We start from the raw sequence: 25,752 nt of genomic DNA on the forward strand, positions 1-25,752 counted from the left end.
GGGCAGGGGCTCCTGTGCGGTTCTCGGATGGGACGTGCCTGATCTGGCAGCTTAGCAAGAGCCACGCGATGCCACCGGTACGATGGAGGCGTGAATCAGAGCCTTCCTCCCTGCCCGGCGTGCAGCAGCGAATACACCTATGAGTTGGGCGAGCTTCTGGTTTGTCCTGAGTGCGCCCATGAATGGGAACCCGCTGAAGCCGAGGTCGAAAGCGCGGAGCGCGTGATCAAGGATTCGGTCGGAAACGTGCTTTCTGATGGTGACACCGTCACGATCATCAAGGACCTCAAAATCAAAGGCAGTTCCGCAGTGATCAAGGTTGGCACAAAAGTCCGGGGCATCCGCCTGGCGGATGGTGTGGGTGACCACGATATTGAGGCGAAAGTTGATGGCGTGGGGCCCATGCAGCTGAAATCCTCAGTGGTCAGGAAGGCCTGACTGAGCCGCGCCGACGTCGCGGTGATTGGAGCCGGCCAAGCCGGGCTTGCCGCGGCATATCATCTGCAGCGACGTGGATTCAGCCCTGCCCGCGCGGAGACGGCCGCCGGACGGGACAGTGCTGTGGCATGCCGCGACAGCGTCCCCGGATCCCAAGTGGCACCTACGTGATGTTCGACGCCGGAACAGGTCCTGGCGGCGCCTGGCGGCACCGCTGGAAGTCGCTCACCATGGCCACTGTCAACGGCATCAGCGAACTTCCTGGTGCCGCTGTCCCCGCCAGCGATCCGGACGCGCCCAGTTCGGAGTTCCTCAGCGCGTATTTCGCTGACTACGAGAAAGCCCAGCGCCTCTCAGTCCAGCGACCCGTCAAGGTTCGCTCAGTACGCTTCACCGAGAATCATCCGCAAGGTCTCCTGTCTGTGGAAACGTCGGCCGGACCATGGCAGGTCAGGGCCATCATTAACGCCACGGGAACCTGGACACGTCCCTTCTGGCCTCTTTATCCTGGGCGGGAGGACTTTACGGGCCGGCAGTTGCATGTCGCAGACTACGTTTCGGCAGAGGAATTTCGGGGACAGCACGTAGCAGTAGTAGGCGGCGGGATCTCGGCCGTCGGCCTCCTCGCGGAAATTTCCCTACTGACTCGAACCAGCTGGTTCACCAGGCGGCCACCAGACTGGCGCGAGACTGCGTTCGACGCCAGCGCTGCCCACGAGGCCGTAGCCAAAGTTGAGGACCGGGTCCGGCGGGGGCTGCCGCCGCAGAGCGTTGTTTCTGCCACGGGCCTCATCAAAACACCTGTCCTGGCTGCTGCGGAGTCCCGAGGCGCCCTGGAGCGCCTTCCCATGTTCACCGAGATGCTGCCCACGGGCGTCCGGCTCGCAGACGGCGGCTTTCTTGGTGTGGACGTTATCCTGTGGGCCACTGGTTTCCGGGCGGAACTTGAGCACTTGGCGCCACTGCACCTGCGCGGGCCCGGCGGCGGAATCGCCATGGCGGGAACCCAGGTATCAGCAGATCCGCGGATCCACCTGGTGGGTTACGGGGCGTCGTCGTCCACGATCGGTGCCAACCGTGCGGGCCGTACCGCCGTCCGCGAGATCCTGACACTTCTTCAACCCACCCTTGGGAGCAGCGCGTGACCAGCACCACTCATGACAGCTTTTTTGGCGGGCTTCGACGCCACCCGGATGTAGAAGCGCCCAACCTGCAGGCCTGGGACGCCACGGACCGGCTGCTGCTGGACTGGTGGCAGCACGAAGGTGCCCCCGGAACCCGGCTGGTGGTGGTGGGGGACCGCTACGGCGCCTTGGCAGTAGGGGCGCGGCTGCTCGGTGCTGCGGATGTCCGGGTTCATCAGGACCTCATCACCGGTGAGAGGGCCCTGCGGAACAACGCCGCCGCAGCTGGTGTCTCCACGGGCATCACGCAGCTTCCGCTGGGTGCGCAGTTGCTGGCTGGAGCCGACGTCGTACTGCTCCAGCTGCCGAAAACGCTTGCGGAACTGGAGGAGATCGTTGATGCTGTGGCGCGCTACGCCGCAGAGGGCGCCATTCTCGTTGCCGGCGGCCGGATCAAGCACATGACGCTGGCCATGAACGGTATTCTGGGACAGTCCTTCGATACCGTTCAGCCGCAACGGGCGAGGCAGAAATCACGGCTCCTCGTGGCCCGGGGACTACAGCGTCCCACCGATGTGCCACCGTATCCGCGTGTGGAGCACCAGCGAGACCTTGACCTGGAGATTGCGGCGCACGGTGCGGTTTTTGCCGGCACCAAACTCGATATCGGCACCCGGTTCCTGCTGACGTTCATGGAGGAGATGCCACGGGTGGGGCATGCTGTCGACCTGGGCTGCGGTACCGGAATCCTGGCTGCCATGTACGCCAGAAGCAGTCCACGGTCCCTGGTGACGGCAAGCGACAGGTCAGCAGCGGCTGTGGCCTCGGCGGCCGCAACCGCCGCTGCCAACAGACTTGCGGACCAGATCCACTGCCTGCAGGACGATGCGCTGGAGTCGCTTGAGCCTGCCAGCGTGGACCTGGTGCTACTCAACCCGCCTTTTCATCTGGAGTCTTCCGTGCATGCTGGGGCCGGACTGAAGATGTTTGATGCGGCGGCCAGGATCCTGCGACCCGGCGGGCAGTTGTGGACCGTATATAACAGCCACCTCACCTACCTGCCGGCCCTGAACAAGGTGGTGGGGGCTACTAAAGTCAAGGGTCGCAACCCCAAGTTCACGGTGGCGCTCAGCGTGCGTCGAGACGATTCCTGAGATTGATCCGCGGCACCGATTGGACGCCACACCCGAGGGTGGCGCTGAGCCCCAACTCCCGCCCCACCGGGTAACGTACGAGTCAGACCAAAGTGGTTTTTCGCCGCTTGTTTCCATTGATGAACCAGCCCTAGGGGAGAACTTGTCCGAGACCCGCCAGGCCGCGCCGCGGCGCGGAACCAACCTTCCTAGGATGGGGGACTTCAACCTCACGGTGATCGTTGATGCCATCCGGCGTTCCAGCGGAGGTCTCAGCAGGGTGGAACTCTCAGGTATCGTCGGCCTGTCCCCACAAACGGTGTCAAATATCTCCCGTCGCCTGCTGGACCAGAAACTGATAGTTGAAGCGGGCAAGGAAGGGCACGGTCCAGGTAAGCCTCGGACCATCCTGAGGCTGAACCCCCAGGGAATGTACGCAGTAGGGGTGCACCTGGATCCGGCGCTGACAACGTTTGTGCTCCTCGACCTGGTGGGCGCAGTGGTTGCGCAGGCCAGGATCAGGACGCCGGGCGTCAACGATCCCGCCTCCGTCATGTCCACTATTGCTGAGCAGATCGAGAGCCTGATCGCAGGAGCCGGGGTGGACCGGAGCAGGATCGCAGGACTTGGGGTCGCTGCCCCGGGACCCATCGATCTGGCACGGGGCAGTGTCGTAGATCCGCCCCTGCTCGCCGGCTGGGACCGGGTAGAGCTCCGCGAAGCACTCTCTGCCGCCACCGGCTTCACTGTCCTGGTCGACAAGGACGTCACAAGTGCCGCTGTGGCCGAGACCTGGGCTGGTGGCCCCAGCGGAGCCGGCAGCTTCATCTTCATGTACATGGGAACGGGAATAGGCTGCGGCCTGGTACTGAACGACGAAGTGGTCCGTGGAACATCAGGGAATGCCGGCGAGATTGGGCACATCATGGTGGATCCAGACGGCCCCGCCTGCGACTGTGGACGCCGCGGGTGCGTCAAATCCTCCTGCATCCCGCAGGTCCTTGTTGCTGAAGCAGTGCGCGGCGGGATCCTGGACGCAGGCCCGGCTGGCAATCTCGCCGAACGCTTTGGCGCACTCTGCGACAAGGCCGACGACGGCGATGCTGCAGCGGCAGCCATCCTGGACCGCGCTGCGGTACTGGTAGCCCGGGCGGCTTCTGTCGTGGCCAACGGACTTGACGTTGAGCGGGTCGTTTTTGGCGGCCCCTTCTGGTCCAGGCTTTCCGAGCGATACCTGGCGGTAGTCCCGGACCTGATCAACCAGGACAGTGCAGCACGGCTGATTCATTCCATCGAAGTGGTCGGCACGGGAGTCGGCGAAGATGTGGGAGCCATCGGTGCTGCTTGCCTGGTCCTTGAACACATGCTGGCCCCACGCGCCCAGCGCCTCCTGCTCGACGCCTGAGGTCACCTGCCAGAGCCCTGCAATGGGGACTACTCCCCATTGCACGGCTAGCCCTGTCGCGATTGGATGGGGGATCGGGTCTTTGCCAGGCTAGCCTTTGTCGGGGCAGAATCCGTCAGGGTCACCCACAGGGGCAACACGTTTTTGAAGCCCGTCCGCAGTAGACGTGCGCCGGATCGGCAGCGGAGCCGCTGCTCAAACGAATATTCAGGAGAGCCACCAGGGTGCAGCAGGGACAGTGCGCAGGTATTGAGCCGGCCGAGCTCGCCAGGGCCACGCAGTTCATCCACAACGTGGGGCAGAGCTTTGATGCCAAGGTGGTGGGCCAGGCACGATTGCGCGAATCGCTCCTGATCGCCCTGCTCACCAGCGGCCATCTCCTGCTGGAGAGTGTCCCAGGGTTGGCAAAGACCACTGCTGCCCAAACGCTTGCCGAGTCCATCAGCGCCGACTTCCGGCGTATCCAGTGCACTCCTGACCTGCTGCCCAGCGACATTGTGGGAACGCAGATCTACGACGCCGCCAAAGGCACCTTCGAGACCCAGCTTGGACCCGTGCACGCGAACATTGTCCTGCTGGATGAGATCAACAGGTCCAGTGCTAAAACGCAAAGTGCCATGCTCGAGGCCATGCAGGAGCGCCAGACGTCCATTGGTGGCCAGGAATTCCGGCTTCCCTCGCCTTTCCTGGTCCTGGCAACACAGAACCCCATCGAGCAGGAGGGCACCTACCAGCTGCCTGAAGCGCAGATGGACCGCTTTATGCTCAAGGACGTGCTGGACTATCCGAGCCCCACAGAAGAGGCGGAAATCATCCGCCGGATCGACGCCGGTGTTTTTACGCGCGAACACAAACCACCGGCAGCTGCATCCCTTGACGCCGTCAGGGAAACCCAGCGCCTGGTCCAGCAGATCTACATCGACCCGGCCATCATCACCTACATTGTGGGCCTGGTCTATGTGACCCGGAACGCAGCCCAGTACATTGACCAGCGGCTGGCCGGTTTTATCGAGTTCGGCGCCAGCCCACGGGCAAGTATCGCGTTCAGCCAGGCAGCGAGGGCCCGGGCCCTGCTGCATGGCCGGGACCACGTCATTCCAGAAGACGTCAAGGAATTGGCTCACCGGGTGCTGCGTCACCGGTTGATCCTGGGTTTCGATGCCGTGGCGGAGCAGGTGCCTGTAGAAACGATCATTGACGCGATCCTGGCCGCCGTACAGACCCCCTGACATGGCCATGACGTCACTGGTGCACCACGTCCGGTCCAAAATGTTCATTCTCGCCCACCGCAGGGCGCGGGGCATGTTGGACGGCGAGTACGGATCTGTTTTTAAGGGACGAAGTCTCGACTTTGACGACCTTCGCGCGTACGTGCCCGGTGATGAGGTCCGTGACATCGACTGGAAGGCCTCCGCCCGCCATGGATCCCCCCTCATCCGCCGCTATATCGCCGTCCGCCAACACCACGTCCTCCTGGTCGCGGATACAGGGCGGAACATGGCAGCTGAGTCGCTCTCCGGTGAGCTCAAGAAGGATATTGCCGTCATGGCACTCGGTGTTATTGGTTCCCTGGCCCTGGGCCATGGTGATCCTGTGGGGCTTGTCCACGGCCATGCCGGTGGAACAGCTGCCCTTCCTGCCGCCTCGGGTGATGCCGCACTGGAGCGGCTCCTGCGGACGGTCGACGCCGTCGGAGCAGGGAGCGCCGCCAGCGCACCGGAGGAGCAGCTTGAGTATGTGGCCCGCACGTATCGCCGCAGAATGCTCCTTTTTGTTGTGGCGGACGAATCTGTGCCTACGGAGCGGACCGAGCGACTGCTTCGACGGCTCCGGGCCCAGCACGAAATCCTCTGGCTGACCATCCTGGACGCTGACCTCACCGAACTGGTACAGCGCGGCCGTCGTCGCCCGGATATCCAGCCACGTCCGCTGCGCGATATTGAACGGCACACCGCTGTGATCGGTCCGGTGGCGGCATCTGCGCGCGTGCTGGCAGCCTACGAACTGGCCCGCACCGAGCGTGATGCAGCACGGTCCGCCATGCTGCGCAGGGCAGGGATCACTGAGGGCAGGGTAGGTTCTGCCGACGGAGTGGTCTCGGCCATCTTTGCGCTACTGGAAAGGCACCGCCGTGGTGGATGAGCAAGGGTTTTATGGACCGCTGAGCTACAGCCCCTGGTGGTTGTGGGCTGGAATTCTTTTGACGGCGCTGGCAGGAGCCTGGCTGATCGGCGTCCTGGTTGCGACCAGAAAGAAACGTCCGGGCGGGAACACTCCAACACGGCCCCTGGTTGTGCCCACGGACTTGAAGGAGCAGTACCTTTCCCGGATCGCTTCCGTCCAGGACGCCGTCCACGCCGGGACTCTCGCCCAACGCACAGCGCATCAGGAACTGAGCTTGATTGTGCGGGGGTTCATCCGGGACGCCACCGGCCTGGACGCCACCCGGATGACGCTGGCGGAACTTCGGGCTGGGGCGCAGCCGGACGTGGCGGACGCCATCGGGCAGATATATCCCGGCGAGTTCGCGGCCGTGCCGCTGGTTTCGGTGGGTGTTTCCGCTGCAGCCGCCCGGACGGTAGTGCAGTCATGGAACTGATGCTGTGGTGGATCATTCCGTGTGGACTGGGTGGTGGAGCGCTGTTTATCTGGCGGGTCCTGCGCAACGAATCCAGGGTATCCGGGAGCCGATCCGTGGCTCACACGGACAGGCTGACGTCCCTCCCGGAGTACCGTTCTGCGCTTCGGCGGCACCTGCGCCTCCTGGTGGCCATGGTGGGGGCCTCGGTTGTGGTGGTCCTCGGGGCCCTGACGGCGGGTGCCAGGCCCGTGACGGCGGAAGTGGTCATTCCAGAACAGCACAGCCGGGACATCATGCTCTGCCTGGACACGTCTGCGTCGATGAGTAGTGCCGATGCGGCAGTCGTGGACGTCTTTGGCGAGTTGGTGACCCGTTTCGACGGCGAGCGCATTGGTTTGATGATGTTCGATTCATCAGCGGCCCAGGTATTTCCCCTGACGGATGACTACGTGTTGGTCCGCGAAGAATTGACACGTGCCAAGGGCATTTTCGACGGCAGCCTGGATGAGCAGGGATTCTTCGCCGGTACGGGCATCGCACCGGGATCTTCACTGATTGGCGACGGACTGGCATCCTGTACCCAGGGTTTTCCTGGCCCGGATGATGGCACGCGGTCCCGATCAGTTGTCCTGGCCACTGACAACTTTGTTTCGGGCGAGCCGCTGTTCACCCTGGCGGAAGCGGCATCGCTTGCGCGAGACAAGGGCGCAACCGTGTATGCGCTGAACCCGGGCGATTTTGACTATGGCGACGCCCCGGACCAGCCGGGCGCCACCCTCCGGGATGCAGCGGAGTCCACTGGCGGGGCCTATTATTCGGTGGACAGTACCGAGTCCGTAGCCGGAATCGTCCGCTCGGTCCAGGAAACGGAGGTGGCAGCCATGACGGGGGCTCCCCAGCGGATTGTCACTGACCAGGCAGCCTGGCCACTGGCGATTGCCCTTCTGGCCGTGCTGGTTCTCCTGGGTATCGCGTGGCGGGTGGAGAGATGACATTCCTTCCCGTGATTCCGTGGTGGATCATCCTGCCGCTTTGGGTGCTAGTAGCAGGTGCCATTGGCTGGCGGGTCCTGGGGCGACGCTCCGGAGAGCCAGGCAGGCGTGACTGGTTGTTCCGTGGACTCCTTGTTGCGCTGGTGTTCGTGGCAGCACTGCGCCCTGGCATCGATGCTGGTGGCTCCGCGACGGCACAGCCCGCCGACGTCGACGTTTTTCTTGCTGTTGATACCACCAGCAGCATGTCAGCTGAGGACTACGGCGATGGCGAACCTCGGTTGTTAGGTGTGCGCAGCGACATCTCATCCGTGACTGAACAACTTGCTGGTGCACGGTTTTCGCTGCTCACGTTCGCGGCGGAGGCGACAGTAAGGATTCCGCTGACCACCGATACCGGTGCCCTCGCCACGGCAGCGGAGGTCCTGTCACCCGAGATTACCGACTACGCCCGGGGGAGCAGTATCACGGCTGCCGGCCCACTGCTGGATCAGCGCCTCCGGGCAGCCAGGGATCAGCACCCCGAGAGGCTCCGGTTTGTGTTTTACCTTGGTGACGGAGAGCAGACCAGTGACGCGGTCGCTGGGTCTTTCCGTGTCGACAGGTCACTGGTGGACGGTGGTGCGGTGCTGGGGTACGGAACGGCCGACGGCGGCAGGATGCTGGAGTATGCGGGTGGGGCCCGCGATTCATTGGGTGGGGACTACATCCAGGACCGTCGTGGAGACGGTGCCACTGATGCGCTATCAAAGATCAACGAGGGTGCGCTGCGCGCCATTGCCGAAAATCTTGGTGTTCCCTACGTCCACAGGTCCGCCGGGGACTCCACTGACGCCTTGCTGCGGAATGCGCAGCCATCCGGCATGGCCACTGGTACTGCACGGCAAGCTGGTGGCGGCGGGGTTCCCGCGCGGACGGAACTTGCCTGGCTCTTCGCGCTTGCGGCCTTCGGTGTGGGGCTCAGGGAAGTTACCCTGTCCGCGCGTCGACTCCAGGACACAGTGCTACCCCCACTGGGCGGCCCACGATGAAAGCGCTGCCCACCCAACGCCGCCTCCGCTGGTCCAGGCGTCGGTTGCTGCTCCTCTCAGTCCTTCCGCTGGTGCTGATACTCCTGGTGGCAGCGAAATTCATAAGTGTCGGCATCCTCGCCGACGCCGCCGTCTCAGCGTTCGACCAGCGCGACTCAACAGGTGTTGCCGCTGCCGCCCTGGGCCTGCAGGTCGCAAACGGTGTGGAGCCGTACAAGGCGGTATTTGCCGAGGGCGATGCCCTGGTAGTGGCAGGTGATGCTGCCGCGGCACGTGGGCGGTTCGAGCACGCCCTGGATCTGGGTGCCGGTAATGATGAGTGCAAAGTCCGCGTCAACCTGGTTCTTACCATCGAACAGCTCGGCAGCGCGGCTGCCGAGCCCGCTGCTGGGCGGGCCCTCTTGGGGGAGGCGCTCGCCGTCGTCGGCCAGTCACCCCAGGATTGCTTTAGCAACCCCGGCAATGGATCCGGCCGCAACGATGCGGGCGAAGGAGGCCGCCTTCAGGAAGCCCGCGATCGGCTTACCAAGGCCCTCGGCGACCTGGACGAGACCGGACCCAGCGGAGGGGATGACCAGGAGATGCAGGGGGAGGAGCAGGCAGACCCCGCCCGTGACTCTGCGTTGGAACAACTCCAGCAGAACGCCCGGGATGCTGCTCGTGACCGGGTGGAGAGCGAGGCGCGGAACAACTACCTCGATGAGTCGGGTAGTGGTCCCGGAGTCGACCGTCCCTGGTAGAAGGGCCTGTTCCAGCGGTGGTGATGGCCTCAAGGGGCGACTAACGGCGTATGACAAAATTTCCGTGACAAGACTCGGGAGGCTCGCTAGATGGGGACGAGAACACCAATGACGCCAGGCGACAGCATCAAACGCGGACGCTGGGCAGTGTGGCTGACCCATCCGAGCGCACTCCTGCTGACAACTTGTTTTTTCGTCCACGGCCTGTTCCTGTACGACTCGCTGCCAGGGGTGCTTGCTACACACTGGGGAGCAGACGGTTCCCCCGATGGCTGGAGCGACAAGTCCTTTGGCTCTGTTTTCATGCTGCCTCTGGTATCCGCAGGATTAACGGTTTTCCTGGCCCTGATCAGTGCTTTGGTGGTGAAACCGATCCCCGTGAAGAAAACCGCCAGTGAGTGGGAGCTGTACCGCCGGGAGGGAATGCTCCGCGGAACAATTGCTGCGCTGGGTTTCTGCAGCCTTATCTTTTCGCTGCTGTTTGGTGGTATCAGTGCCCTATCCTGGACGCAGCCCGACGTACTGCCAGCATGGCCCATCCTGATTGGCGTCAGCGTAGTGCTTCTGGCCGTTGGTGTTGCCTACGCTGGGGGCCAGCGGTGGTCCCGGAAGGCTGCAGCCAGGGCGGAGGTGGCCCCCACTCCCGAAGAACGGGCCGAGGACCATTTATGGGTTGCCGGAATCCTCTACAACAACCCTCAGGATCCTCACATTATGGTGCCCAAACGGGAGGGAACCGGGTATGGGCTCACAGTCAATATCGGAAACCGAAAGGGTCGCTACGGGGCAATCCTTTTCTTGGCTCTGGTCCTCCTGGCGCCGGTGGGTCTCGCTGGGCTCGCTATCCTGCGAGGCTGAGGGTTCCCGCGCGGGTCTTGCGGTGGTCAGGGATAGTTGAATTGAGGTGGCCAGCTTCAAGGTACCCTCGCACAGGGCCAACGTACCTTTCGCGCCAACGTACCTTTGCGGCAATGCGTTTGCTGCAGCATGGTATGGGCAGGACGCACGTGGGACGGTAGTCCTGGATCTGGCCACAGGCCACAGGCCGGAACTCAAGCACCTTTTTGGGCAGGAGTCCGCCCGAGATGCCGGTGCGGGTACAGCACTGTGCCTATGGGCTGAAATACACGGGGCACAGTTAGGTTTCGACATGCTCTATCTTCGCGTTGGCATCGATATTCAAACGGCCCGGCGACGCGATGACATGCCGCGCGCTATAGCCGGGGGGAGCTCCCACTGTGCTCTCTCGCCACTGTGTTGGAGGCTCTGTCCGCAGACGTCTCAAGGGAGGTGCGCCGTCGTAATTTCGTCTGGCAGTCCAAGTAAGATTTCACCAGCACGCGCGCATTGTTCCAGGGCTGCGGCAGGGGCTATGAGCTACCCGCATTCCTCTAGGTCCGGGACTCGTGGTGAACTGGTTTCCGCCGTGCCGGGGCATCATCGGATCAAGATCGACGGCGAGATGCTGGTGGGTACCGAGATAGTCCACGACCCGTCCGTGTTCAAGAACCATCGTTGCATCGAAGCGGCGCGGACGGCGCCCGAGAGTGTACTGGCGCACAAACGTGATGGTTTCCCGTCCGAATGGATCTCGAGATTGTCGGCTCGAATCTATAGTCCGCCACGTGCAGGACGGCATGGGTCAGATTGACGAACCAGATATGGACTAGGCGTCCATATAATGCTTTAATGGACGCAGCGTTCACATTGGCGCTCTTCTTTGGAAGGACTGAACTAATGAGCATTGTTTCCAACACGGACCGTGTCGCATTGGTGACGGGCGGTTCGGGCGGCATCGGCGAGGCCGTGGTCACGCGTTTGGTCGCTGACGGCTTCGCGATCGGTGTGCACTACGCCGGTAATAAGGACAGGGCGGATGCCCTCGTGTCCATGATCGTCAATAATGGCGGGAAGGCGATCGCCGTAAACGGTGATGTCGCCGACGAGCACGCCATGGCGGTCGCGTTCGATGCTGTCGAGGCTGCGTTTGGCGGGATCGACGTGGTTGTGAACACCGCGGGCATGATGATCCTCTCCCCGATCGCAGCGCTGGACCTCGACGACCTGGATCGGATGCACCGCACCAACATCCGCGGCACCTTCGTCGTTGACCAGCAGGCGGCACGACGCGTCCGGTCCGGCGGCGCGATCATCAACTTCTCAACCACGGTCACCCGTACCTCTTTCCCGACGTACGGTGCTTATGTTGCGAGCAAGGCCGCCGTCGAAGGGCTCACGCTGATCCTCGCCAGAGAACTCCGCGGGAAAGACATCACGGTCAACGCCGTCGCCCCTGGCCCCACCGCGACGGCACTCTTCCTCAATGGTAAGGACGACGAGACGATCGCGACCCTGTCGAAAGGTGCCCCGTTGGAGCGGCTTGGTCAGCCCGATGACATTGCCGAGACGGTCGCCTTCCTCGCAGGGCCGGGCCGTTGGATCAATGGGCAGGTTATCTACGCCAACGGTGGCCTAGCCTAACCAGCATCCCAGCATCGTTACCTTGCGCTTTGAACGGAAGGAAGTAACACGATGAGCAGCATTGTCGTCATCACCGGTGCCTCGAGCGGGTTCGGGGCCCTCACCGCACGCGCCCCGGCGAAGACCGGTTACACCGTCTACGCCGGCATGCGAGAACCTTTTGGCCGTGACGCCACGAAGGTGCAGGCCGCAGCTGAGTTCTCCGCAGAACACGACGTCGATCCTCGCGCCATCGAGATGGACGTCAACGACCAGGACTCCAATGACACCGCGATCGCCAGCGTTGAAGCCGAGCGTGGACGTATCGACGTCCTAATCCACAACGCCGGCCACATGGCCGTCGGTCCCACCGATGCCTTCGCCCCGAAACAGTTCACGGCGCTCTACGACATCAATATCTTCTCCACCCAGCGACTTCACCGCATCGCCAGGGCCGCTTTGGACTCGAAGAGGTCTCTCGCGTTGCCGACCGCGTCCGAACGGAGTTCTTGGCCCGCACGGACCTCGCGGACCTTCGTGCTAACACCCGATGACCCTCACCCGGGAGGTGGTATCGTCGACGCGACGGCTCACCTTCCCGTCAGCCGCCTTTCCTGCCCCGACGATCCCCAAAAACACACCTCATGAGCATCTCCGACACCTCTCCCGCATCGACCACCGCTGAACGCATCGATACCGAAGGGCAACGCCGCGGCCGCGGCCGCCGGCCCGCTGAAGAAGTCCGTGCGGATGTTCTCCGGACCGTGGCCCGACTGCTCCTCACCGACGGCCTCACCGGATTCACAATCGAACGAGTGGCGCGGGAATCGAGCGTAAGTAAAACCACCATCTACAAGTGGTGGCCCTCCCGCGGTGCGCTTGCTCTGGACGGTTACTTCCACGCCGTCGAGCCAGCTCTCGCCTTTCATGACACCGCCGATATTCGCACTGACCTCACCTCGCAGCTCCGGGCTTTCGGGCACCTCATCGCCGACACCCCCGCCGGCCGAATCCTCGCCGAGCTGATTGGCGCGGCGCAAACCGACCCCGATCTCGCAGCGGCGTACCGGGCACTCTACTCCGCGGAACGCCGCAACCTCGCGGTCACCCGCTTGCGTCGCGCCCAAGCAGACGGACAACTCCGCCAAAACGTCGATCCGCAAGTAGTCGTCGACCAGCTCTGGGGCGCCGTCTACCACCGCCTCCTCGTCCCCGACGAACCCATCACACCTGCCTTCATCACCGCGCTCCTAGACAACCTCCTCATCGGCATCCTCACCCCCCAAACCGACGCCTAGACAACCTCCTCATCGGCATCCTCACCCCCCAAACCGACGCCTAGACAACCTCGCTTCAGAAGCCGCCAAACGTCATCAACGACAAGGACACTCCACCAGAACTGGTAGCCCAAGAGCGGTCAACCGCAACCGTAACCACGGGGAGAGGCTTTGGTGTTCACATGGTTCTTAGTCCATTTCCACACCCCTCACGTCCAGGCCCGCAGATATGGTGCTCCTTGGCTCCGGTCCTCCGAGAGGTCGAAATGGGCCAAAAAGCAGTCCGATAAACCGGCCATAAAGCGGTGCTACTCCCAAACCGGGATCGTCCTTATTGGCAGTGTCGTGACGATCGATCTGGTCTGTCAGAACTCGACGTTGAAATCAGAAAATATCAGAACCAGATCCGCAACGGTTTTGATTTGCGTCAGGGGAGTGGGTTGGGCCTCAGGTATCTGATGACGGTGATTGTGGTGCCTCGTACCCCTATGCGATGCAATACACCTACACCAGGTCGTATCGCACGCGGCCGACGTCACAGTGCGGCAAGGCGGGACCCATCCTGACTTGGCTGTCTGAGGAGTACGGCCTTGGACGCGGGCATGGCCATGGTTCATGTCATCAGAAAGGGCGACAGCACTGGTAGCAGACATGTCGGCAAAGACCGCACCCACAATGACCCGAAGGACCACCCCTGGCTTGATGGTGGAGCCATCAAGCCAGAGGGCTACCAAGTGGCCGCGGCTCAGGCCGGGCACATTAGGTCCAAGTGATTCGGGCAAGGAACACCTCGCGCCGGTGACGGCAGGACCAAGGCTGCATGAATCGTTCAACTGCAGCTTTTCAAGACACCACCGAACGTTCCTGGAGGCAGAGAAATCCGGGGTTGTGGTTACTCAAGAATCCATCTCACGACGAATAATTTCAGGTAGTTAGAGTTCAGGACTTTCTCAGGCGAATGGGCGTACAGCTGCTGGTTGAGCCCACGATGGTGATCGCATCCAACATCATCGCGAAATCGTGCCGGGCTTGGATGATGCAGTGGTCCCCTTGATGGGTAGGTTCCAGACGCATGGTGAGAGGGTAGGGCAGTCACAGCAACGAATAGCCAGACTTCACTCATGCTTCGCGCGGGGGCGACCACGATCGGTCACTTTGTAAGGTTTGCCGTCTTGGTCATATGTGGTCCAGTCTCCTACCGGCTCGCCTGCCTCGAAATGCCCGGACCGCTTCAGGGTCCCATCGATCCTGTACCACTCCCAGTAGCCGATCGGGTGCCCGTTCTCGATCCGCCCCTTCGACCACCGGGTAGTCCCGTTCGCGTGGTACTTGATGGTGTAATCGTCGATTATCTCGGACTTCTTCGCGTGTGCAGCCATGGACAAATTTTACGTCGCGGGTGATTTTTCAATATCTACGTTCCATCCGGCGCGGCATCAGTATCGGTCTGGCCAGTGCGAATCCGTGGCGCCCATCTTTGCTGAGACCGGCATCTGCCAGGGCTCTCTATATCGGTGGAAACACCAGGCTCTCGCGGATGCCGGCATCAGGGACGGGGCGCCTAACCCGGATGCCGGTGATCTCGTTTCGGGTACCAAGAGAATCTGTCAGCTTGAGGAAGAACTGGCGATGGTCAAGGCCGCCAGCGCATTGTTGGACCATACAACCGTGCCAGCCAAGTTGCCCACAACTATGTTCGCCCGTTCCGAAAACGACAATGCTCCGGGCCCCATCAGCAGCTCCTCTAGTCAACCAACGTGCTGCTTCGAGGGGATGACGTCGCCACCGTTCCTAATGCCAAACCGTGAGGTCCCGCCCCGATTCTCCCCAGACCCAGCAACCCGCTCACGTGAGCTCTCGGGACCTGCACCACTGGTTTGATTTCAGCTGCGGCCGGGATCGGATATGCTAGTCAGAGCGTAGGGGAGTATCCCGCAGCGCTGAATCCGTCAACACGTGGGGCAATGGAGCCCCGCCGGGTTCAGTGTACGGCTGTCAGTCAGCCGGTGGAGAGACTTGCGGCGATAGCCGCTACCCTCCTACCGAAAGACAGAACCATGACTGTTTTACCCCTGATTTGGGGCATTACCATTGTGGCCATTTTGGGCCTTTTGGCCTTTGACTACTTTTTCCACATCCGCAAGGCGCACATTCCCACGTTGAAGGAAGCGGCAATTTGGTCCTCCATCTATGTGGGCCTGGCCGTTGTCTTCGGCATTGTTGTCTGGGTCTTCGGCGACGCCACGATGGGCAAAGAGTACTTTGCAGGGTACGTCACTGAGAAGGCCCTGAGCGTTGACAACCTCTTCGTTTTCCTGGTCATTATGGCGAGCTTCAAGGTGCCGCGTGAGGACCAACAGAAAGTCCTCCTGTTTGGCATTGTCTTTGCCTTGATTGCCCGCACAGGCTTCATTTTTGCCGGGGCGGCGTTGATCAACACCTGGTCCTGGATGTTTTACATTTTCGGCATCATATTGCTCATCACGGCCGGGAACCTGCTCAAGGGCGAGGACGGCGGGGATGATGGTGCGGACAACTTCATCATCAAGCTGGCCAAGCGTTTTTTCAACACCTCGGAGCACTATGACGGCGACAAGCTGGTCACCAGGATTGATGGCAAGAAGGTCCTGACCCCGATGCTGCTGGTCATGGTGGCCATTGGCGGCACTGACTTGTTGTTCGCACTGGATTCCATTCCGGCGATCTTTGGCCTGACGCAGAATGTTTACATTGTCTTCACTGCCACCGCGTTCTCGTTGATGGGCCTGCGTCAGCTGTACTTCTTGCTCGATGGCCTGCTGGACCGGTTGATTTACCTGTCCTACGGCCTGGCAGCGATCTTGGCGTTCATTGGTGTGAAGCTTGTGCTGCACGCGCTGCATGAGAACAACCTTCCGTTCATCAACGGCGGCGAACACGTGCCCGTCTTTGAGATCTCCACGGAGATCTCTCTGACCGTCATCATCGGTGTCCTGGCAGTCACCGTCATTGCCTCTCTGGTGAGCAAGTCCGGCAAGGCGCAGACGGTGTTGAACAACGCGCGCCGCCACGCCGGCAGCTATCTGGAACTTGAGTACACGGCCGATCCGGCTGAGCGTGAGCGCGTCTACCACCTGCTCATGGAGGAGGAAAAGGCCGTCGCTGCCATGGAGACAAAGTACCGGGACAAGCACCCGGAGTCCGAGGAAATCCTGAAGCAGATCGCACAGGCGCACCAGGCTCACAAGGACCACCTCAGCGCATAGCGCCCAGCGGGTTCCCGTGCCAAACATGAGAATGGCCCTCCCAACTAGGAGAGGGCCATTCTTGTCCCTGGCTACGGTGCCAGAGGGCACGTCGCTCTGGTGCGCCAAGCTTGCTCTTGGACCCAGAACGGTCAGTGATCGCAACGTAGGGTTATGACACCTTTAGATGGCCCCGGTAGGACGGCTTTATCTGGCCCCACGTCATGACTCGCCGGGCTCGTTGTGACTCTTATGTGTGGCCCCACCGGCACCGTTGATCGCATCAGTTGATGAATGCGACCGAAGGCTGGTTCGGATGGAGTCAAGAGTGGAGCTTGTCGCGGTGATCCGCAGAGACCCCCGTGTTGAGGGCCTCTCAGGTCGCGCGCTGGCGGTCAGGCACGGGGTTCGCAGAAGAACTGTGCGGCAGGCTCTTGCCGTCGGAGCCGCCTGAACGTAAGTCCCGGCAGGGCGTGTCCCGGAGGCTCGAGTCATTCAAGCTGGCGATCGCCGCGATGCTCGTCGAGGACACGACGGCGCCGCGGCCACAAGGACCCGAGCGCCTCAGCATCACCGCGCCACCACAGCGAACCAACTCGAAAGTCTTCAAGGCGATCCTTCACCGATCAGGATCCGAGGCCGATCGGGTCGGCGAAGACCCTCCACCCCACGGAGCTCTTCTATTGAAACTATGCGCTATCGCGAGCCAATCCTCATGACGGTCTGTGACACGGTTGTTTGGACCCACCGGCGGGTTGAGCCTTAGGGTCGGAAGCAGAATCAAGAGTTCCGACGCAAAGCCCTGGCTCGTCGGACGGCAACCCCCGCGCTGTAGTGGGGTGCCCCAGATGAGGATTCGGCCCGGCGCCGACGGCGAGGGCAAGTACGGCGCTCCCTCATGGCAGTGCCCCGACCCGGAGGTTCTTCTATGTCCGCTTCCCCCCGACAGATCCGCTTCAACGCGTTCGACATGAACTGTGTGGGCCACCAGTCGCCCGGTCTGTGGCGCCACCCGGACGATCAGTCCTGGCGCTACAAGGACCTCCGCTACTGGGCCGACCTCGCGCAAACTCTGGAGAAGGGCCTGTTCGACGGCATCTTCATCGCTGACGTGCTCGGCACCTACGACGTCTACGGGGGCTCCAACGAAGCCACCCTCCGGCAGGGCACGCAGACCCCGGTGAATGATCCGTTCCTACTGGTGAGCGCCATGGCGCTGGTGACGAAGCACCTAGGGTTCGGTGTCACCGCCGGCACCGCCTACGAGCACCCGTATCCCTTCGCGCGTCGGCTCTCCACGCTGGACCACCTGACCGAGGGGCGGGTCGGCTGGAACGTGGTGACCGGCTACCTGCCCTCCGCCGCACGCAACATGGGTCAGGCGGATCAGCTCGAGCACGACGCGCGCTACGACCACGCGGATGAGTACCTCGAGGTCCTCTACAAGCTGCTCGAGGGTTCCTGGGAGGATGACGCCGTGGTCCGCGACCGCGAGACCGGCGTCTTCACCGACCCCGCGAAGGTCCACGCCATCGACCACGACGGTACGTACTTCAAGGTGCCGGGGATCCATCTCAGCGAACCATCACCGCAGCGGACACCGGTGATTTTCCAAGCCGGTGCGTCCTCCCGTGGGATCGCCTTCGCTGCCGGGAACGCGGAGGCGGTCTTCGTGGGAGCGCCCACGAAGGAGATCCTCAAGGACCTGGTGGGCAGGATCCGTGACGCGGTAGAAGCCGAGGGCCGGGACCGCTATTCGGTGCGGATCTACACGCTTCTCACAGTGATCACCGACGAGACCGAGGAGAAGGCGCACGCCAAGCACGCCGACTATCAGAAGTACGTCAGCTACGAGGGCGCCCTGGTGCTCGTCTCGGGGTGGCTCGGGGTGGATCTCTCCGTCTACGACCCAGACGAGCCGCTCGGCAACGTCAAGTCCAACGCCATCCAGTCGGCGGTCGCGAACTTCCAGAAGGTGAACGACGACGGGTCGCCGTGGACGGTGCGGGATATTGCCGAGTCCGCGGGGATCGGCGGGCTCGGTCCGCGCATCGTGGGGTCCGGTGCGCAGGTGGCCGATGAACTCCAGGCGTGGGTCGAGGAGACCGACGTGGACGGCTTCAATCTCGCGTACGCAATTACCCCGGGTTCGTTCGAGGACGTCATTGAATACGTGGTTCCCGAACTGCAGCGCCGCGGCGCCTACCCAACGGAGTACGTGGAGGGCACCCTCCGCAACAAGCTGTTTGGCAGGGGTGACCGCCTGCCTGAGGAGCACCGCGGCGCAAGCTTCCGCCTCCAGCACATCAGCCCCTGACCGGGGCGGGCGGATGACCCCGCCTGATTCGAATGAGCAGAGAACGACGACGGCGCCAGGGATGTCCCGGGCGCCGTCGTCGTTTGCTCCGATGCGCAGTTTTAGGCAGTATCAGACGCCGCCGGTCATGCTTGTTCCCGGCGCATCCCCTGCGCGCCACACGAACTGAGGTACCGTTCCATTGATCTCCCGGTCACCCACGACGCGCGCCTTGTAGATCACGGGATTGTGGGAGGATACGGTGCGGGCGTTGCGCCAGTGCCGGTCGAGTTGGAGGCCACTGCGGGTCGACGACGCCCCCAAGGCGTTGAAGAGCAGGGACGCTGCGCGCTGCACCTGCTCCGTCACTACGATCTGTGCCTGTGAGGAGGCGAACTCGACCGCTATCGCGGCCTCGTCCGCCTCCCCGGGTAGAAGCCCGAGGTGTGCCTCGTAAGCCTCCTGCAACAGCTCGGCTACCCTCAGCACTGCAGCCTCGGACGCGAAGGCAAGCGCCGAGACTTCCCCCACAACCTGCTGCACCTGGATGTCCTCGCTGGGTCTGGTGCCGTTGCCGTGGCTGAAGGTGCGGGTCCTGCCGCGCACCGCCGAGGCCACGTCCTGGACGGCTGCGCGGGCGATTCCGGCGAGGGTCGCCACATGGATCAGCTGGTACACCCCGGTGTCGTAGGGTGGGTGCTCGGTCTGCGTGATGACGTCGGTCCCGGGTACGTGGACGTCGCGAAACACGGTGGTGCCACTGGCGGTGAGTCGCTGCCCGAAGCCGTCCCAGTCGTCGATCACCTCGACGCCCGGGGCATCCCGCCGCACGATGGCGATCACGTCCCCGCCGTCATCGGTGCGCGCACCGGTCTGGATCCAGTCGGCGTAAAGGCTTCCCGTGGTGTAGAACTTGGTGCCGTTGACGCGGTAGCCGTCGCCGTCAGGAGTGATGGCGGTGCTCACCCCACCCACGGGCACCGGCCCCGTTTCGGTCCAGGCGTTGCCGAGCACGGCACCGTCGGCGACTCGCCGCAGCCACTCGGTGTCGTTGGCGTAGAGGCGGTCCTCCACGAAGGCGATATGGCTGCGCAGGGCCTGGGCGAGGTTGGATTCAGCTGCGGCGAGCTCGACGAGTAGGCGGAAGAAGTCCTGCGCCGAAACCCCGGAGCCCCCGAGTTCAGCGGGCACGCGCAGGCTGGTGAAGCCAGCGTCCGCGAGTTGCCGAACCTCGGAGTGCAGGAGGATGCGCTCGGTCTCGCGCTGCGCTGCACCGGCTGCGAACCGCTGGAACAGGGGGCGGAAGCGTGCGGCGAGCTGGGTGTAGGGGGTGGGCTCGGTGATGGTGTGGGCGGTCATTGGTGGACTCCTTCGAGCGGGAGGAAGGCGGTACTCACTGCGTGCCGCCGGTCAGGGCAGTGCTGGTTGCACGGGTGGGCAGGGACGGGACGGCGGCTAACAGGTTGCGCGTGTAGTCTGCCGTGGGCGCGGTGAAGAGGGATTGGGCGGTTCCGGATTCGACCACACGGCCGTCCTTGAGGACCAGAACGTCATCGCTCACGTGGTGGATCACGCCGAGGTCATGGCTGATGAATAGGTAGCTCAGCCCCAGCTGCTCCTGCAGGTCCGCGAGGAGATCCAGGACCTGCGCCTGGATGGACACATCGAGTGCGGAGACGGGTTCATCGAGGAGGAGGACCTTCGGGTGCAGTGCCAGCGCGCGGGCAATCGCCAAGCGCTGTCGCTGCCCGCCGGAGAGAGTGAGCGGCCGGCGCTCTATCAGGTCGAGGGGCAGGCCCACCTGACCGAGCAGCTCGGCGGCTCGTTCTTTGCGGTCAGCGGGCGTTCCCACGGATCCCGCATCCAGGGCATCGGTGATGACCCGTCCCACGCTGAAACGCGGATCGAAGGAGCTCAGAGGGTCCTGGTTGACGAGCTGGATGTCCGGGCGGTGCGGCCGGCGGATCTGCTCGGAGACAGTCCCGGTGCCGTCCGGTTGTCCCACCCAGGGCAGGCCGCCGAGAGTTACGGTGCCGGAATCGGGTTCCGTGAGCCCGAGGGCTATCCGGGCGGTGGTCGATTTCCCGGATCCCGATTCGCCGACGATACCCAGCGTCTTCCCCGCGGGCAGGGTGAAGGAGACGTTGTCCACGACGGTGCGTACGGTTCCGCCGGCGGACGGGTACGTCTTTACCAGGTTGCGTGCGTCGAGGGCGGGGGCTTCTGTCGAAACGGCCGAGATGCGGAGCGGCCGTGTTGGCACGATGACCCGCCGCCCAGCGGACAGGCGGGTACCCTTGCCCGTCGCAGAGGGGATGGCATCGATCAGCTGCCGCGTGTAGTCGTGACGCGGGTTGCTGAGTACCTCGGAGGCGCGGCCGGTTTCCACGATGCGTCCGTGCTGCATGACGGCGATCTCGTCGGCGAGATGGCTGACCACCGCGAGGTCGTGCGAGATGAAGATCAGGCCGCGTCCCTGCTCCTTGAGGCTGCCAAGCAGCTCCAGGATCTGTGCCTGCACCGTGGCGTCGAGTGCCGTGGTGGGCTCGTCGGCGATTACGAGCCGCGGGTTGAGTACCGTGGCCTGGGCTATGAGCGCACGCTGCCGGAGCCCGCCGGACAGTTCACCGGAGCGCTGTCCGGCGCGAACTTCGGGGTCCGGGATGCCGGCGTCGCGGAGAGCTGCATGGACCCGTTCCGTCCGCTCGGCCTTCCCCCGGACGCCGTGGGCGCGCAGTGCCTCGTCGATCTCTTGCCCCACGGTGCGTAGTGGATCCAGGGACACGAGGGCGTCCTGCAGTACGTAACCGATGTCCTTGCCGCGCAACCCCCTCCACTGCCGTTCGGACAGCCGGGTTGCGTCATGGCCGAGCACGTCCAGCTGGTCGGCGGTCACGTGTGCGTTGGAGGCGTTAAGCCCTACGAGAGTGCGGGCGGTGACGGTCTTGCCGGAGCCGGACTCACCTACGAGGGCAAGCGCCCTGCCCGGAACGAGGGCTAGGGACACGTCCTTCACCACGTCCATCGTGCCGCGCGGCGTGGTGAATGAAACGTTTAGTGTGTCGATGGATAGGAGCGGCTGCTGCTCAGTGATGCCCGCTCGTCGTGTCAGCTTTTCGCTCATGGTCAGACCTCTGCTTCGAGTCGGCGCTGCAGGTGGTGGCCCACCACGGTGGTGGTCAGTGCGGCGAGGGTGATGAAGATGCCAGGGAAGGCTGCGATCCACCAGGCCACCTGGAGGTAGTTGCGGCCGTCGGCGAGCATGGCGCCCCATTCGGCAGCGGGCGGCTGGGCACCGAGGCCGAGAAAGCTGAGTGAGGACGCCCATACAATCGCCTGCCCAATGCCCAGCGTGACGAGCACGAAGAGTGGCCGTGCCACGTTCGGGACGATCGTGTGCCACAGGATGTGCGATTTCGACCGGCCGAGGGAGAGTGCCGTTTCCACGTAGGGTGCGGCGATGACCTGTAGGGTCTGGGTACGGAGCATCCTCGCGTAACCCGGTGCCGAACCCACCCCGACGGCGATGGCCGCAGTGACGACGCCTGTCCCGGACACCGCGATGACGATCAGCGCGAGCAGCAGGCCGGGAAAGGCGAAGAGGATCTCCACGAAGCGGCAGATCGCGGAGTCCAGCCACTTGCCGGACACGCCGGCAGTGATGCCGAGCGCGCCGCCGAGCAACAGGCCGATTGCCGTGGCCGCGAGTCCGAGGAGCAGGGACTGGCCGGTGCCGGCGACCACCCGCGAGAAGACGTCCCGCCCGTTCTGGTCGGTGCCGAACAGGTGTACTCCGCTCGGGGACTCGAAGGCGTTCGCTGGGTCGATCTCGAAGGGATCCTGGCGCAGGAAGACGGAAGGGGCGACGGCGGCCAGCACCAGGAACGCGAGCAACGCAGCAGCGATCCAGACGCCGATCGGCGTGCCGCGAACGAATCGGAAGGTACGGGACTGCGGCTTGGCCGGTGTCGGAACGCCGGAGCGGTCCTCCTCCGCCGTCGTGGGGTCGAGGATGAGGCTCATGCTGCTGATCCCTTCGGATTGGTACGCGGATCGACGACGCGGTAGAGGACATCCACCACGAGGTTCACGAGGATGTAGACCGCGGCGATGATGAACACCACGGCGAGGGTGACGGGGAGGTCCCGGTTGGTAATCGCGTCCACGAGGCTCCGCCCGAGGCCCGGCCGGGCGAAGATGATCTCCGCGACCACGGCTGAACTCACCAGGGAGCCGACCGCCCAGGCCGAGAGCGTGAGACCCGGCAGAATTGCGTGCCGGAGGGCGTGCGTGATGCGGACCAAGGTGTCACTCAGACCGCGGGCCCGGGCGCTGAGGATGAAGGGCTGGGCGAGGACCTCCTCGAAGGACGAGCGCGTCACCTGCGCGATGAAGCCCGCCAGGGGGATCGCGAGGGATAGCGCCGGGAGGACGAGCGAGCGGAAACCGTCATTGCCGGCAACCGGGAACCAGCCGAGGGTGACGGCGAAGACGACGGCCAGCATGATGCCCACCCAGAACTGCGGGAGCGAGGCGAAGAACACTTCGATACCCCGGCCCACGCCGTCGAGCACACGCCCACGGCCAACCGTGAGGATCGTGAAGGCCAGCGCGATGATCCATGCGAAGACCAGGGCGAGTCCCGCGAGCTGGAGGGTTGGCAGGATCTGCGGACCAATGATCTCCAGGACCGGAACCTTGAAGATGTAGGACACCCCGAAGTCCCCGCGCAGGAGCCCGCCGAGGTAGCTGAGGTACTGGACGAGGACCGGCTGGTCCAGCCCGTACTCGGCCCGCACCGCGGCAACCGTCTCGGGTGACGGTGAGGAGCCCGCGCCGCCGAGAATCGCCGTGACCGGATCCCCGGGCGTCAGACGGAGGACAAAGAACGTGAGGGTAACGGCCGCCCAGAGGACGAAGATGCTGCCGGCGGTTCGCTGTGCGATAACCCTGCCGGCGGTGCCGGCCGTCGCGGTAGTGCGCGGTGCTGCGCTGAGGGAATCGAGTGACTTGGTACTCATGGAAGATCGACCACCGTGACGTCGTAGAGATAGGGAAGGGAGAGGCTCGGTTCGAGGGCGAGGTCCCCGTAGCGGTCGCTGCGGAGCGCCACTTGGCTGGCCTGGTTGTACAGCGGGAGCTGCAGGGCGTTGTCGCTGATGATCTGCTGCGCCTGGTAGTAGAGGTCCTCGCGCTCGGCGGGATCGTCCGTGGCGAGGGCGTCGTTGAGGATACTGTCGAGCTGCGGGTTCCGGAAGCCCGAACCGTTCGGTACGAAGCCAGCAGATTCCGTGTACTCGGAGGAGAAGACGATCCGTAGGACGTCCGCCGTGTTCGTGTTCCAGTAGTCGGCGCGGAGGTCGTATGCGAAGTTGTTCCCCAGCTCGCTGACCGTCGCGTAGTCACCGTTCTCGATCAGTACCTCGAACCCGGCCTTCTTCGCCGTGGCCTGGATCTGCGTGACCAGGGCCTGGTGAGCGGTTGGCCAGGACCCCGGTGTGTAGGGGAAGTGGACGGTGAGGCGCTGGCCATCCTTCACCCGGTAGCCCTCGCCGTCGCGTTCGGTCCAGCCGGCCTCGTCGAGGAGCCGTGCGGCCTCGTCGGGATCCGGATCGTAGACGTTCTCGAAATCGGGCGAGTAGAAGCCCGTTGTCGAACTCAGCGGTCCGCCAGCGCGTGTCACCGTGCCGAAGTAGACGCTGTCGATCCCGGCCTCGACGTAGGCTCTGTGCAAAAAGGCCTTGCGGACGGCGAGGTCATCAAACGGTGCGCGCGTCGAGTTCAGGATGAGGTTGGTGGGGTTGCCCGGCCGGTCCTGCAGGATGAGTTCCACATTCTGGTCGGCCTCGGCCTCCCCGAAGTGGACGGATGGCATCAGGTCCAGGGCGTCCACCTGGCCGGCACGGAGAAGCCCATAGCGTGTGGAATCCTCGGGGACTATCCGCCACTCGATCTTCTCGATGTGCGCCGGCCCCTGGTGCTTCGCGTAGGGAGGGGCGGAGTTGTAGTCCTCGTTGCGGACGAGGCTGACACGCGTCTGCGGGACGTAGTCCACGATCTTGAAGGGACCGGTACCCACGGGGGAGTTGCAGTTCTCCGCCTGCGGACGCTTCAGCGCCTCCGGCGATTCGATCCCAAGGAACGGCTGGGCGAGGACTTCCAGGAACGCCGCGTACGGCCGGTTGAGGGTGACGACAGCCGTGGTCTCGTCGACGATCTCGGTACCCACGTAGGGCTTGAGGTAGCCGCCTGCCGTGCCGGACTGCGTGTCCGGATCGACCATGTGGTCGAGGTTTGCCCTCACCGCCTCGGCAGTGAGCTTGGTGCCGTCCGTGAACCAGACATCGTCGCGCATGGTGAAGGTGTAGGTCAGGCCGTCCGACGAGACGGACCAATCCGTGGCCAACCAGGGCTGGATGCCTCCCTCACTGTCCTGTGACACGAGGGAGTCGAGGTAGTTCGCGGCAATAGACGCCTGCGGCATATCACCGTTCACGTGGGGGTCAAGGCAGGAGATCTCCTTCCCCGTCGCGAAGACGAAGGTGCCGTCCTCGCTGGCTGCGGCCGTTCCGCCACACCCCGAGAGGGTTGCTGCGAGGCCTGCTGCTCCGAGCAGGGCGAGAATGCGGGTGGTGCGGGCATGGTTTGTCGACACGCGGGGCTCCTGAATCATCGCCCGATGGAGGGCAAACAGGACAGCCAGCGATCACCACCGCACGTGCGGAAGCACGGCGAGGAAGACCAACGAAAGCGTGTAGCTTCTCCATCGGTCCTGGCGGTAGCACCGTTCCCCATAGCTACATAGGGAGGGTTGCTGCGGCGTCATCGATCCAGGTCTCTCGGCCGCTCGGGATGGTTATGAGATAAGTGAAGCGCAGCCAGCAGTGGAGTGCCAATGGTCCGCGTCATAATCGGACATGTGCTCCGCCGGCACGTTGCAGTCCGATGGGCGTGTATCCGGTGTGACCGTAGAGCTGCCTGGCACAGGCATCGGCTAAGCCTTTGGAGATGATCTGCTCACCGACCGCGACCTGGGTGGGGTCCCAGGTGA

At 63.6% G+C, this 25,752-nt stretch carries 22 protein-coding genes, 1 pseudogene and 2 riboswitches; of the genes and pseudogenes, 16 read left to right on the forward strand and 7 right to left on the reverse strand.

The window, feature by feature from the left end; all coding sequences use genetic code 11:
- The first annotated feature begins 90 nt into the window (after positions 1-90).
- From QMG79_RS04835 to QMG79_RS04885, 11 genes and pseudogenes are all read left to right on the forward strand, one after another.
- Complete coding sequence (locus QMG79_RS04835) at positions 91-438, forward strand: zinc ribbon domain-containing protein YjdM (RefSeq protein WP_283537460.1); 348 nt, start codon at positions 91-93, stop codon at positions 436-438.
- Positions 439-1,583 (forward strand): annotated as a pseudogene (locus tag QMG79_RS04840) (NAD(P)-binding domain-containing protein).
- Complete coding sequence (locus tag QMG79_RS04845; RefSeq protein ID WP_283537461.1) at positions 1,580-2,716, forward strand: class I SAM-dependent methyltransferase; 1,137 nt, start codon at positions 1,580-1,582, stop codon at positions 2,714-2,716. Before QMG79_RS04840 ends, QMG79_RS04845 begins: the two are co-directional and overlap by 4 nt.
- Positions 2,717-2,909: 193 nt before the next feature.
- A complete protein-coding gene (locus QMG79_RS04850; RefSeq protein WP_502934712.1) occupies positions 2,910-4,100 on the forward strand; it encodes an ROK family protein in 1,191 nt (396 codons plus the stop codon).
- Between the two features lie 224 nt (positions 4,101-4,324).
- Positions 4,325-5,329, forward strand: coding sequence for an AAA family ATPase (locus tag QMG79_RS04855; protein ID WP_283537463.1), 1,005 nt, complete (start codon positions 4,325-4,327; stop codon positions 5,327-5,329).
- 7 nt (positions 5,330-5,336) lie between these two features.
- Entirely contained in the window at positions 5,337-6,242 is a 906-nt protein-coding gene (locus QMG79_RS04860) for a DUF58 domain-containing protein (RefSeq protein WP_283538003.1), read from the forward strand.
- The gene (locus tag QMG79_RS04865; protein ID WP_283537464.1) at positions 6,232-6,699 is read left to right on the forward strand and encodes a hypothetical protein; all 468 of its coding nucleotides are present in this window, start codon (positions 6,232-6,234) and stop codon (positions 6,697-6,699) included. The genes QMG79_RS04860 and QMG79_RS04865 overlap by 11 nt, the downstream gene beginning before the upstream one ends.
- Entirely contained in the window at positions 6,690-7,673 is a 984-nt protein-coding gene (locus QMG79_RS04870) for a vWA domain-containing protein (protein WP_283537465.1), read from the forward strand. The genes QMG79_RS04865 and QMG79_RS04870 overlap by 10 nt, the downstream gene beginning before the upstream one ends.
- Positions 7,670-8,704: a VWA domain-containing protein gene (locus QMG79_RS04875; protein WP_283537466.1), complete on the forward strand. Its 1,035-nt coding sequence runs from the start codon at positions 7,670-7,672 to the stop codon at positions 8,702-8,704. Before QMG79_RS04870 ends, QMG79_RS04875 begins: the two co-directional genes overlap by 4 nt.
- The gene (locus QMG79_RS04880) at positions 8,701-9,444 is read left to right on the forward strand and encodes a hypothetical protein (RefSeq protein WP_283537467.1); all 744 of its coding nucleotides are present in this window, start codon (positions 8,701-8,703) and stop codon (positions 9,442-9,444) included. Before QMG79_RS04875 ends, QMG79_RS04880 begins: the two co-directional genes overlap by 4 nt.
- A 90-nt stretch (positions 9,445-9,534) precedes the next feature.
- Complete coding sequence (locus QMG79_RS04885) at positions 9,535-10,302, forward strand: DUF1648 domain-containing protein (RefSeq protein ID WP_283537468.1); 768 nt, start codon at positions 9,535-9,537, stop codon at positions 10,300-10,302.
- 472 nt (positions 10,303-10,774) lie between these two features.
- On the opposite strand, the gene QMG79_RS04890 is transcribed toward QMG79_RS04885, so the two are convergent.
- The gene (locus QMG79_RS04890) at positions 10,775-11,083 is read right to left on the reverse strand and encodes a DUF4166 domain-containing protein (RefSeq protein WP_283537469.1); all 309 of its coding nucleotides are present in this window, start codon (positions 11,081-11,083) and stop codon (positions 10,775-10,777) included.
- 50 nt (positions 11,084-11,133) lie between these two features.
- Here QMG79_RS04890 and QMG79_RS04895 point away from each other — a divergent pair, with 50 nt between their 5' ends.
- The 3 genes from QMG79_RS04895 to QMG79_RS04905 are packed head-to-tail and all read left to right on the forward strand — an operon-like array spanning position 11,134 to position 13,202.
- Positions 11,134-11,925: an SDR family oxidoreductase gene (locus QMG79_RS04895; RefSeq protein WP_283537470.1), complete on the forward strand. Its 792-nt coding sequence runs from the start codon at positions 11,134-11,136 to the stop codon at positions 11,923-11,925.
- A 51-nt stretch (positions 11,926-11,976) separates the two neighbouring features.
- Positions 11,977-12,552, forward strand: coding sequence for an SDR family NAD(P)-dependent oxidoreductase (locus QMG79_RS04900; RefSeq protein ID WP_283537471.1), 576 nt, complete (start codon positions 11,977-11,979; stop codon positions 12,550-12,552).
- Positions 12,549-13,202, forward strand: coding sequence for a TetR/AcrR family transcriptional regulator (locus tag QMG79_RS04905; protein ID WP_283537472.1), 654 nt, complete (start codon positions 12,549-12,551; stop codon positions 13,200-13,202). Before QMG79_RS04900 ends, QMG79_RS04905 begins: the two co-directional genes overlap by 4 nt.
- A 1,094-nt stretch (positions 13,203-14,296) precedes the next feature.
- On the opposite strand, the gene QMG79_RS04915 is transcribed toward QMG79_RS04905, so the two are convergent.
- Entirely contained in the window at positions 14,297-14,560 is a 264-nt protein-coding gene (locus QMG79_RS04915) for a toxin-antitoxin system YwqK family antitoxin (protein ID WP_283537473.1), read from the reverse strand.
- 678 nt (positions 14,561-15,238) lie between these two features.
- Between QMG79_RS04915 and QMG79_RS04920 the strand changes: the two genes are divergently transcribed.
- Together QMG79_RS04920 and QMG79_RS04925 are read left to right on the forward strand one after the other, a co-directional pair.
- A complete protein-coding gene (locus QMG79_RS04920) occupies positions 15,239-16,426 on the forward strand; it encodes a TerC family protein (protein WP_283537474.1) in 1,188 nt (395 codons plus the stop codon).
- Positions 16,427-17,183: 757 nt separating this feature from the next.
- A riboswitch (SAM riboswitch) is annotated at positions 17,184-17,297 on the forward strand.
- Between the two features lie 36 nt (positions 17,298-17,333).
- On the forward strand, positions 17,334-18,722 hold the full coding sequence (locus QMG79_RS04925; RefSeq protein WP_283537475.1) for an LLM class flavin-dependent oxidoreductase: 1,389 nt from the start codon (positions 17,334-17,336) through the stop codon (positions 18,720-18,722).
- Between the two features lie 111 nt (positions 18,723-18,833).
- Here QMG79_RS04925 and QMG79_RS04930 read toward each other — a convergent pair whose 3' ends face one another.
- The 5 genes from QMG79_RS04930 to QMG79_RS04950 are packed head-to-tail and all read right to left on the reverse strand — an operon-like array spanning position 18,834 to position 25,356.
- Positions 18,834-20,060 carry an acyl-CoA dehydrogenase family protein gene (locus tag QMG79_RS04930; RefSeq protein WP_283537476.1) on the reverse strand — a complete coding sequence of 409 codons (1,227 nt, stop codon included), beginning with the start codon at positions 20,058-20,060 and terminating at the stop codon, positions 18,834-18,836.
- Between the two features lie 34 nt (positions 20,061-20,094).
- On the reverse strand, positions 20,095-21,825 hold the full coding sequence (locus tag QMG79_RS04935; protein WP_283537477.1) for a dipeptide ABC transporter ATP-binding protein: 1,731 nt from the start codon (positions 21,823-21,825) through the stop codon (positions 20,095-20,097).
- A 2-nt stretch (positions 21,826-21,827) separates the two neighbouring features.
- A complete protein-coding gene (locus QMG79_RS04940; RefSeq protein ID WP_283537478.1) occupies positions 21,828-22,724 on the reverse strand; it encodes an ABC transporter permease in 897 nt (298 codons plus the stop codon).
- The gene (locus tag QMG79_RS04945) at positions 22,721-23,722 is read right to left on the reverse strand and encodes an ABC transporter permease (protein ID WP_283537479.1); all 1,002 of its coding nucleotides are present in this window, start codon (positions 23,720-23,722) and stop codon (positions 22,721-22,723) included. The genes QMG79_RS04940 and QMG79_RS04945 overlap by 4 nt, the downstream gene beginning before the upstream one ends.
- Positions 23,719-25,356: an ABC transporter substrate-binding protein gene (locus QMG79_RS04950; protein WP_283537480.1), complete on the reverse strand. Its 1,638-nt coding sequence runs from the start codon at positions 25,354-25,356 to the stop codon at positions 23,719-23,721. The genes QMG79_RS04945 and QMG79_RS04950 overlap by 4 nt, the downstream gene beginning before the upstream one ends.
- A 105-nt stretch (positions 25,357-25,461) precedes the next feature.
- Positions 25,462-25,560, reverse strand: a riboswitch (SAM riboswitch).
- Between the last annotated feature and the right edge of the window lie 192 nt (positions 25,561-25,752).

Origin of the sequence: Pseudarthrobacter sp. PS3-L1, from assembly GCF_030063285.1 — a bacterium.
Lineage (GTDB): Bacteria > Actinomycetota > Actinomycetes > Actinomycetales > Micrococcaceae > Arthrobacter.